Annotated in this window: 9 protein-coding genes; 7 read left to right on the top strand and 2 right to left on the bottom strand. The window is 63.9% G+C overall.

Going from position 1 to position 10,483, the window contains the following annotated elements:
- On the bottom strand, window positions 1-542 hold a 542-nt coding region (locus B2994_RS02480), incomplete at its 3' end, for a sialate O-acetylesterase (protein WP_291526817.1).
- A gap of 184 nt (window positions 543-726) precedes the next feature.
- On the opposite strand from B2994_RS02480, the gene B2994_RS02475 reads away from it, so the two are divergent.
- The 5 genes from B2994_RS02475 to nucS all read left to right on the top strand — a co-directional run bounded on the left by B2994_RS02475 (window position 727) and on the right by nucS (window position 7,105).
- On the top strand, window positions 727-2,337 hold the full coding sequence (locus B2994_RS02475) for a glycoside hydrolase family 28 protein (RefSeq protein ID WP_291526816.1): 1,611 nt from the start codon (window positions 727-729) through the stop codon (window positions 2,335-2,337).
- Between the two features lie 4 nt (window positions 2,338-2,341).
- Window positions 2,342-3,433: a pectinesterase family protein gene (locus B2994_RS02470; RefSeq protein ID WP_291526815.1), complete on the top strand. Its 1,092-nt coding sequence runs from the start codon at window positions 2,342-2,344 to the stop codon at window positions 3,431-3,433.
- A gap of 29 nt (window positions 3,434-3,462) precedes the next feature.
- On the top strand, window positions 3,463-4,617 hold the full coding sequence (locus B2994_RS02465) for a glycoside hydrolase family 88/105 protein (RefSeq protein WP_291526814.1): 1,155 nt from the start codon (window positions 3,463-3,465) through the stop codon (window positions 4,615-4,617).
- A 183-nt stretch (window positions 4,618-4,800) separates the two neighbouring features.
- A complete protein-coding gene (locus tag B2994_RS02460; protein WP_291526813.1) occupies window positions 4,801-6,351 on the top strand; it encodes a glycoside hydrolase family 28 protein in 1,551 nt (516 codons plus the stop codon).
- Window positions 6,352-6,391: 40 nt separating this feature from the next.
- Complete coding sequence (gene nucS, locus B2994_RS02455; protein WP_291526812.1) at window positions 6,392-7,105, top strand: endonuclease NucS; 714 nt, start codon at window positions 6,392-6,394, stop codon at window positions 7,103-7,105.
- Between the two features lie 36 nt (window positions 7,106-7,141).
- Here the strand turns inward: nucS and B2994_RS02450 are convergent, their stop codons facing one another.
- Window positions 7,142-8,119: an FKBP-type peptidyl-prolyl cis-trans isomerase gene (locus B2994_RS02450; protein ID WP_414630621.1), complete on the bottom strand. Its 978-nt coding sequence runs from the start codon at window positions 8,117-8,119 to the stop codon at window positions 7,142-7,144.
- A gap of 92 nt (window positions 8,120-8,211) precedes the next feature.
- Here B2994_RS02450 and B2994_RS02445 point away from each other — a divergent pair, with 92 nt between their 5' ends.
- Both B2994_RS02445 and B2994_RS02440 read left to right on the top strand, forming a co-directional pair.
- Window positions 8,212-9,333, top strand: coding sequence for a hypothetical protein (locus tag B2994_RS02445; RefSeq protein WP_291526811.1), 1,122 nt, complete (start codon window positions 8,212-8,214; stop codon window positions 9,331-9,333).
- 85 nt (window positions 9,334-9,418) lie between these two features.
- On the top strand, window positions 9,419-10,393 hold the full coding sequence (locus B2994_RS02440) for a hypothetical protein (protein ID WP_291526818.1): 975 nt from the start codon (window positions 9,419-9,421) through the stop codon (window positions 10,391-10,393).
- Window positions 10,394-10,483 lie beyond the last annotated feature (90 nt).

Here is a 10,483-nt window from a genome sequence, read left to right as displayed (position 1 = left end):
GTGCCCAGGTCGCCGTCGGTTTCGCCCTGGCACCAGAGCATATAGCGATGCCTCAGCGTGATGCCGTGCTGTGCGGCGAAGCGTTGCGCGGCGTCGCAGCGTTCGATGGCGTCGGCGAGAAAATCGCCGGGCCTGCCCTCCCATTGCGTGATGGACGAGCCGCCCTTCGCCGCCGAAACTCCCAGGATCGGCGTGCCCGTCGTCGCGACGTAGGCGTTGGCGAAAGCGGTGACCATCGATCCGGTTTTCATCCCGGGCTCGAAGATCCCATGCGGGTTGTTCTCATTGACGCCAAACGGTTCATGGATCGGGTGCAGGTGGCCGGGGTCGCTGATGGCCCGGTATTCATAGCCGATGCCCGCATCGGGCTCCGGAGCTGGCTGCGGCCATCGTTCGGAGGTGATGCCGCGTCCGGCCATATTGGATTGGCCCATGAACATGAACAGGTCAAAGGTATGGCCATTCGTCGCGGCGGACGCCTCCGCTGAGGTTGCCGTATCCGTTGCGTGGCTGGTGATGTGGGGTGAGACTGCTTGCGTCATTGCCGTGCCTTTCTGTGCGGTGCCAAACGACTTCCCTGTTTCGCTGGTACATAACTATAGGTGGGTGGCGGCGGCATGTCTCGGCACAGTGCAAGAGATGGCAACAAAGCTTCGCGGGCTTAGATCCAACGTTTACCCTTGATGATGGAGCAAAGACGCATATGTGCATGGATAAGGAGAAGGCATGCAACTGGAAGTGGTGACTGTAGGCGCGCGCTTCGCAATCGTGAAGCTTGCCGACGCCGGCATCTGGACAGCCGAGCACCCATGGGCCGTGCTGCTGAACGGCGAGCCATGCGCCGCCGTGCCGGAAACCAGCCGCATCGTCACCTATATCGACGGTCTTGAGCCCGATGCCGACTACACCATCACCTATGTGCAAGACGGTGCCGCGCAAGGGGATGTCGCGGGGAACACCGCCCTCGAAGCCTCCTTCACCACCGCCCATGAGTCCTTCACGCTGAATGTGCGCGATTTCGGCGCGGTCGGCGACGGCAGACACGACGACACGCAGGCGATCATGGCCGCGGTCATAGTCGCGCCGAAGGACGCGAGGGTGCTGATTCCCGCCGGCGACTGGCGCATCAAGAACCTGTTCCTCACCTCCGACATCACCCTCGACATCGCCGAGGGGGCCACGCTGCACGCGCGGCATGACCGAGAAGAGCTCGCCTATCTGCCTCCCACCGTTGAGGGGCGGCCCGGCGACGGCTACTGCGGCACCGGTTCCCTGCCGCTGGGCACCTGGGAGGGCGAGTCGTTGCTGCCCATGTTCTGCGGCGTGATCACCGCCGTGGGCGCCAGCAACGTCACGGTCTGCGGCCGTGGCGTGATCGACGGCGGCGCCAACTACGACGAAGGCAACTGGTGGCATGATCCCAAGAACATCCGCATCGCCACACGCCCCAATATGATGTTCATGTCCGACTGCGACCATACCGTGGTCGCCGGCGTCACCGTGCGCAATTCGCCCAGCTGGAACATCCACCCCACGCTGTGCCGCGACGTCACCCTTGCGTGTGTGACCATCGAAAGTCCGAAGATTTCGCCGAATACCGACGGATTCGACCCGGAATCCTGCGACGGCGTGCATGTGATCGGCGTGCAGTTCTCGGTGGGCGACGACTGCATCGCCGTCAAATCCGGCAAGATCTCCATGCCGCGTGCGCTGCGCCCGGCCACCCGCAATATGCTGGTCGAGCAGTGCTATATGCACGACGGCCACGGCTCGGTGGTGCTGGGATCCGAGGCGTCCGGCGGCATCGAGAACCTCACCGTGCGCGACTGCCTGTTCGAGCGCACCGACCGCGGCCTGAGAATCAAGTCGAGGCGCGGCCGGGGCAGGGACTCGGTGTATCGCAACATCCGCTTCGAACATATCCGCATGAACGAGGTGCTCACGCCCTTCGTGGTCAACTCGTTCTACTTCTGCGATCCGGACGGCAAAAGCGATTATGTGCAGAGTCGGGAGCCGCTGCCGGTCGACGATCGCACGCCCAATGTGGAATCGTTGGAATTCCGCGACATCGAAGCGCTGAACTGCCATGCGGCGGCGACATGGATCACCGGTCTGCCAGAAAGCAGGATCCGACGATTGGCCTTCCACCACGTTCATGTGACCTTCTCCCCGAACGCCCGGCCCTCCGTGCCCGCGATGGCCTGCCATGTCGAACCGATGGCGCGACAGGGCCTCATCGCGCAGAACGTCGAGACGCTGGTGCTTGACGACGTGCGCATCGATGGTCAGGACGGCGACGAGCTGCAGCTGACCAATGTCGATCGGGTGGAGCGGTAGCGGCATGACAGAATTGGAAGACGCTGACAATGCCGGGAAATCCGCTGCATTGGTGATCGAGGTCGCCAGGGATGGGTCGGCCCGCTTCGCATCCATCACGGCGGCATTGGACTATCTGATGTCCCGTGACGACGGATTGGCGCCGGCGGTGATTCGCGTGGCTCCGGGGGAGTACCGCGAACGACTCGCCATCCGACGGCCGCATCTGACCATTGTGGCAAGCGACTGGACCGCCCGGCCCGTCCGTGGCGGCCGGCCCATGCAGGCCGGTTCCTCCGATGCCGTGCGCATTGCGTACGACGCGGCGGCCCTCGAGCCGTCCCCGGATGGTCAGGGCACGCGTCGCGGCACCTTCCGCACCGCCACCGTGTTCGTCGACGCCCACGACGTGACCCTGCGCGGTCTGACCATCGCCAATGACGCCGGCAGCGGATCCAAGGCGGGCCAGTGCATCGCGCTGTATGCGGACGGTGATCGGCTGGCCATCGAGGATTGCACGCTGCTGGGCCATCAGGACACCTTATTCACCGGTCCGCTGCCGCCCAGGGAAATCGAGCCGAATGGGTTCCTGGGGCCGAAGCGCCTCTCGCCGCGCGTGGTGGGGAGGCAGCTCTACCGGCGTTGCCTGATCGCCGGCGACATTGATTTCATCTTCGGATCGGCCCGCGCGTTCTTCGAGGACTGCGAGATCCGTTCCATCGGGCCCGGTTACGTGGCGGCGCCATCCACGCCGGAGGGCGAACCTTACGGATATGTGTTCTCGCATTGCGCATTCACCGCCGGCATGGACTGGATGGCCGCCTCGCCCACGCGGGCCATGCCCGGTCCCCATAGCGTGGCCATCGCCAGACCGTGGCGTGATTACGCCCGTGCGGCGCTGGTGGATTGCCGGCTGGGGGAGCATATCCTCGTCGAGGGATGGGATGATTGGAACAAGCCGAACGCCCGCGCCCGTGCGCGGTTCGCGGCCATCGGTCCCTGCGGCCCCGGTGCGGTTCCGCGGGCCTGGCCGTCCTGGGCCCGCATCCTGCCCGAGTCCGATCGCGCGCAATACGGGCGCGCCGCCGTCCTGGGCGATTGGGAGCCTGAACTGTAAAGCGGACAAGGAAGCGCAAGGAGGAGCATATGGGCAGTGCGCGTATTATCAGCACCTACATTCGGCAGCTGATCGAGCACAGCACGCCGGAGGCGCCGGCCTGGAATATCGAGAAGATCCGCGCCGGCAAGCCGAATACGTGGAACTACATCGACGGCTGCATGATCAAGGCGCTGCTCGATCTGCACGATATCAGCGGCAAAGACGTCTACCTCGACTTCGCGGACCGCTTCATCGACCATTTTGTGCGCGACGATGGCTCGATCGACTCCTACGATCCCAAGGACTACAACCTTGACAACGTCAACGCCGGCAAAACGCTGTACCAGCTCTACGCCATCACCGGCAAGCCCAAGTATCGCAAGGCCATGGGCACCATCTACTCGCAGCTGGAGCGCCAGCCGCGCACCAGTGAGGGGAATTTCTGGCATAAGCTCATCTACCCCAATCAGGTCTGGCTTGACGGCCTGTACATGGCCCAGCCGTTCTATCTGCAGTACGAGCTGAGCTTCCGCGAGGGCCGGGGGTGCTCCGACAGCCTGCACCAGTTCGCGACGGTCTACGATCGCATGCGCAATGAGCGCAATGGCCTGTACTATCACGCCTACGACGCCAGCCGCGAGGCCTTCTGGTGCGATCCGGTGACGGGGCTGTCCGATGGGTTCTGGCTGCGGGCCGAGGGTTGGTATGCGATGGCCCTGCTTGACGCCTGGGAGATCCTGCCGGCCTCGATGGGCGCTGGGCGCGAGCAGTTGCGCCGCGCCCTGGCGGAATTGATCGATGCGATGCTGCCATATCAGGACAGGCAAACCGGCATGTGGCATCAGGTGATCAACGTGCCGAATATCGAGCCGAACTATCCGGAGACATCCGGTTCGGCCATTTTCGCCTATGTGCTGATGAAGGCCGCGCGACTCGGCGTGCTGCCGGAACGGTATTGGCGGTATGGTTTCGCCGCGTATCGCGGCATCTGCGACGGACAGCTCGGCGAGGACGACGGCGCGTTGTCGCTGGGAGGCATCTGCCTGGTCGCCGGCCTTGGCGGCAAGGACCGGCGCGAAGGCACCTTCGACTATTACATGCGCGAGCCGGTGGTGCGCAACGACGCGAAGGGCGTGGCGCCGCTCATCCTGGCGTTCACCGAGGTGCTGCGCCGTGATCGGGGCGCGTCTGCGTCCGAATAGCGGATGCCGTTGCGGGCGCAGGGGGGGAGAGAGAGAAAAAACTTGGCAACGGCGTCGTCCGGACGTCCGTAGGCATCTATACTCATAGGCGGAATAATCGGTTGTTCGATGCCGGACGCCCCTCCGCGCGGTGTTCGCCGCCTGGCCGCGGCGCCGCGAACCCCCATTGCAAGGAAGCAGACAATGTTCCAAACCTCTGATGGCCTGCACGCCAGCGTTTCAGACGCCAGCATCACGCTGTTCTGGGATCAGCCCGACGATGCGACCGCCACATCCATATATCGCATCCGCCTGAACGGTTCGGAGGCCGCCAAGGCGGATAGGACGCATCTGACGTTTCTGAGTCTGGCGCCCGACACCGAATACGCCTTCGCGGTGTGCATGAGCGAGGAGGGCGAGTACGGCGAATTCGAGCCGATGCTCCGCGGCGTGTTCCGCACCTTGCCGGCCAAGCGCGTCATCGACGTCACGCAGGCGCCATACCACGCGGTGGGCGACGGCATCACGATGAACACGGCCGCCATCCAGCAGGCGCTGGACGATTGCACGTCCCGCGATCGCGTGGTGGTGCCGGCGGGCACCTTCCTCACCGGCGCGCTCACCATGCATTCCGACAGCGAATTGACCGTACTGCGCGACGGCGTCCTGCAGGGCAGCGACGATCCCGCCGATTATGAGCCGCGCGTGTGGACGCGGTTCGAAGGCTCGGAATGCGAATGCTACCGCAGTCTGATCAACATCGGTGAGATGGATCACACCAAGGGCTTCACCACCAGGCATGTGACGATTTCCGGCGAGGGGTCGATTCTGGGCGGTGGCGCCGAACTCATGCGCCGAACCATTGAGCTGCAGCGCGAGGCAATGAAGGACGAGTTTGCCGCCATGGCCGATTACGTCGCCACCTGCGAGAACGAAGACACCATCCCCGCCCGCGTACGTGGCCGCCTGATCAACATCGCCAACGCGCAGGATGTGGAGTTGTCCGGTCTGACCGTAGGCCGGGGCCCGAGCTGGAACGTCCAGTTCATCTATTCGGACACCGTCGTCACATACGGCTGCACATTTGAGTCGGCGGGCGTCTGGAACGGCGACGGCTGGGATCCGGACTCCTCAACCAACTGCTATCTGTTCGATTCCCGGTTCCATACCGGCGACGACATGGTGGCCATCAAATCCGGCAAGAACCCGGAGGGGAACGCGATCAACCGACCCACCCGCCATGTGCGCATTTTCGACTGCCGTGCCACGCAGGGTCACGGCATCGCCATCGGTTCGGAGATGAGCGGCGGCGTGGAGGATGTGCGCGTGTGGAACGTGGACATCTCCAAATCCCGCTATGGCTTGCATATCAAGGGCACGCCCAAGCGAGGGGGCGCGGTTCGCGACGTGGTGGTCCGAGACTGCGATCTCGCGGCCGTCACCATTCACGCCGTGTCGTATAACGACGATGGCGTAGCCGGGCCGGACCAGCCGTTCTTCGAGCGGTATCGCTTCGAGCGCTGCAGGGTGCTCGGACGGTTCTGGGGCGACGACGAGCATGATGTGCATCCGACCACGGCGATTCTGGTGAGGGGTTTCTCGAAGCCCGGTCATGAGGTCCGCGACGTGGTGTTCCGCGACATCACGCTGGGTGGCGTGCCGCAGGGTTCCGGCCGCATCGAAATGGCATACGCCAAGGATGTGAGTTTCGAGCGGGTGCGTGCGTCGGAAGGCGAAACCACGCCGGTCGACTAGCGTCCGGCCGTCGCCTGCGGGTGGTGTAAGGTGGTGGCTCGTGCGAATCATAGTTGCCGACTGCTCGGCCGAATATTCCGGCCGCCTCAACGCCATGCTGCCGCCGGCCAAGCGCGTGCTGCTGATCAAGGCGGATTCCAGCTTGCTGATCTTCTCGGAGCTCGGGTCGTATAAGCCGTTGAATTGGATGGCCGCGCCGTGCACGCTCAGGCAGACCGTACCCGACCATGCCGATGCCGAAGACGGTGCCGCCGGCGCCGTCGCCCCCGAGCGCATTCTGCGGGTTTCGGCGGATAAGTCGAGCGATATCCTCGAAGTCAGACTGTGGCACGTGTATGCCGACGAGTCGTACGAGTTGGGCGAGGATCCCGGACTTGTCAAGGATGGTGTCGAGGATCATCTGCAGCGTTGCCTGGCCGAGCAGATCGAGCGCATCGGCAAGGGTGCCAAATTGGTGAGGCGCGAATATCCCACGGCCATCGGACCGGTGGATATCATGGCCATCGATGCCGAGGGCAGACATGTGGCCATCGAAATCAAACGGCATGGCGGCATCGACGGCGTCGAACAGCTGACCCGCTATTGCGAGCTGCTGAATCGCGACCCGCTGCTCGCTCCGGTGCGTGGCATCTTCGCCGCGCAGACGATTACGCCGCAGGCCCGCGTGCTGGCCGAAGACCGTGGATTCAGCTGCCTGATTCTCGACTATGACGAGATGCGCGGCGCCGAATCCGACGAGCTTCGCCTGTTCTAGCGGTTCTCGGCGTGGGGCGGCGCCCACGCCGATTGTCTAATAGGTGCCGACGATGTCAACCACGAACACCAGTGTGGAATTCGCGGGGATGGAACCGGATGCCTGATCGCCGTACCCCTTGTCCGGTGGGATGATCAGCAGCAGTTGGGATCCGACGGTTTGGCCCTTGAGCCCGTCGATCCATCCCTGGATCACACCGCCCGACATGCTGGCCTCATAGGTGGTGTTCTTGTCCCAGGAGGAGTCGAACTGCGTGCCGTCGGTAAGCCAGCCGGTGTATTTGACGACCGCGGTGCCCGTGTCGGACACGGTCGCCCCGTCGCCTTTGATCAGCGGCTGGACGATGAACTGGCCGTCCGGCTGGTAGCCGTTCATGTCGATGGACGGCTTGCCGTTGGCGTCCAGTGCGACCTTCGGCAGGTTGGACGGCACATCGCTGACCGCGGTGCCTTCGGCGCGCGTCAGGTCATGCGACTTCGACACGACAGTGGTGGCCATGACATAGGACTTCTGCGCGTCGTCGGTGGCGGTGCTGTCGTTGACGCCCATCGCGATGAGCATGCCGACCTGCTGGCCCTTGAACACGTCGTACAGGCCGGAGCGGAGCTGCGAGGAATCCAGGGTCACCGAACAGTCGGGGGTGGCGTTCTCCCAGCTGGAGTATATTTCGGCGCCGGTTTTGGCGCTGATCGCCACGGACTGCATGCACAGGCGGTCGCCGTCTTCCAAGGTGTCGCCGTTACCCTTCTGCAGGATCTCATAGCCGCCGTCCGGCACGGTGAATGGCACGCCGGACAATGTGATGGTGGGCTTCTGGCCGACTTCGCCGGTGGCGGCGATCCCCGTCATCTCCTTCAATTCGCCGGACGAGGAGGTAGATGAGCTTGCGGAGGCGGATCCCTGGGCGGTGCTTGCGGAACCATTACCGCATGCGGCGAGACCGATGACCAGCGCGGCGCCGCACAACCCGGCCATTGCCTTCTTCAATGAGTGAGTTGCAAAATCATAACGCATGGTTCCTCACAGTAGTGGACGCGCCTGATTTTGCGCTGATGATCAGCTGGCCAGTGGATGATTCGTGAAGAGATTGTAGAATGGTGCCTGCTATGAGTGATCAAAACCAGAACACTTCGCGTCATGCCGCTGTCATGCGTGGCGTGGTAACACCGATATTCGGGCTGCTTGCCGTGGCCGCGATAGTTTTTGGCGTGCTGAATGCGACCGAATGGAAGCCGAGTGCCGAAGTCAATGCGACCGCCGACACTTCGACCCGATACGTGGTCGCCGATCCGGGCGTGCTGTCCGTGGTGGACAATCAGGTCGACATGACAGTGTCGTCATCGTCGAATGCAAAGATCTGCGTGGCCACCGGCACATCGCAGGACGTCGCCGGATGGATCGCCGGACATACGTATACGCGGCTCACCGGTTTGTCGTCATGGACCCAGCTCGGCGTCGAACAGACCAAGGCCTCCGGCGATGCGACCTCGGCCGAGGGGGATGTGACGCTGGAACAGTCCGACTTGTGGCAGTCGGTGACCTGCGGGACAGGATCCGTTCGCCTGCAGCGTGATTCCGACACCGATGGCGGCGCGGCGGTGTTCATCGACACCAATGCCGATGCCTCGGCCGATGACGAAGCCGGTTCGCCGATGACCGTCGCGTTGCATTGGACCCGTGATACCGTGCCCGATTACGCAACGCCGCTGTATTTCATCGGTGGGCTGCTGATCGTGGCCGCCGTGCTCAGCGCATCGCTGTTCGCCGTGCATCCGACGAAGCGACGCAAGAAGGAGTCGGGCGCCGCGCCCGCTCGCGGCCATGAGGAGATCAAGCTCACCATTCCGCAGCTGGTGGCCGGAGCCTTCGGAAAGTTCTTCGGCGCGATCGCGTCGATGCTGCATATCGGCAAGCGTCCGCACCGTCGCCATGCGCGGCGTGCGGGATCGGTCGCCAGCTCCGCGGTGGAGACGTCGTCCCTCGCGTCCACGGCAACCGTTCCCGCGGCTCCGACGGTGGTGGATGTCACCGCGAGGAACCTGGTCGCCGAGCAGGCGGTGCAATCATCGCAGGCGGCGCGGTCCGATGAGCCACCGATGATGGATGACTCGCCGAACGATGAGGAGACGTCGGTGATCAGTCCCGACGAGCTGCAGGCCTATATCGAACGGCTGAACAGGGAAAGCGCGGCGTCCGGCGATGCGGCGAACAAGCAGGGGGAGGAGTGACATGCGAAACACCATGATGAATGGCGGCCCGAACGCCCGCCGCGGCCATGCGGCGCTGCGCGCGCTGCTGACGCGCTCGTTGGCCATGCTGGCGGCGGTGGCTTCCCTGGGGACGCTTACCGCATGCGAGGGGCCGCTTCCGACGGTGGCCTCCCAGTCGTCGTCCTCTTCGAAAACGCCCGATCTGACCGTCGACCAGGAGGCGAAGATCCGCGCGTCGATTCTTGATACGCTGAACAAGGCCAATGACGCCAAAGACGCGTCGGGTCTGTCCGGTCGCGTCACAGGGCCGGCGTTGGCCGTGCGCACCGCCGAACTCACGATAGCGCAGAAAACCGGCAATCTCGACAAGAAAACCAATATCCCCAACGATATTGAGCAGACGGTGATTCCCACCGACAACGGCTGGCCGCGCACGCTGCTGTCCATCACCACCACCACCAGCGATCAGCAGACCCAGCGTCTGCTTGTGATGGAGCAGACGTCAGCGCACCAGAACTACAGGCTGTGGGGCGTGGCCCGACTGTTCTCGGGCGCCCAGTTGCCGAAATTCGCAGTGCCGAAGATCGGAACCCAAATGGGCAAGGCCGACGACTCCGGCCTGGTGGCCACCCCCGCCGATGCGGTCGCCCAATACGCCGATGTACTGACCAAGGGCACGGACAGCGAATACGCGTCGAAGTTCGCCGACGACTCCTTCCGCACCGATCTGGCGACCACCGCGGCGAAGGTGCAGCAGGGCATGGAGGCCAATAAGGGCACGCAGTCCCAAACCTTCGCCGCCGAGCCGGATGCGATCAAGATCATGCGCTCGTCGGATGGCGGCGACCTGGTGATCGCGCAGATCAATTCCGAATGGACGCGCCAGGCCGGCGAGGGCCGGGAGTCGTTGCCCGCCAACGATGCGGAGAAGGCGTTGTTCGGCGACGGACAGGCCACCAGCAACATGAAGGTCACCTATGTGAATGTGGTGGCGCTGTATGTGCCGGCGGCGTCGAGCGGTGCGCAGATCCAGGCCGTCGGCGCCGAACGCCAGGCGGTGAAGGTGGAGGCCTTCTAGGCGCGGGCGTCGCAAGCGTCGAACGATGCCGGGCACTATGATGTGGTTACAGTGTGCCGTGTCGTTTCGTCGACGGGATAACCGTCTGCG

It is taken from the genome of Bifidobacterium sp. UBA744 (genome assembly GCA_002298605.1).
Taxonomy (GTDB): Bacteria; Actinomycetota; Actinomycetes; order Actinomycetales; family Bifidobacteriaceae; genus Bifidobacterium.
Note: the sequence above shows the minus strand (reverse complement) of the source record. Positions and strands in the feature narration are given on the sequence as shown.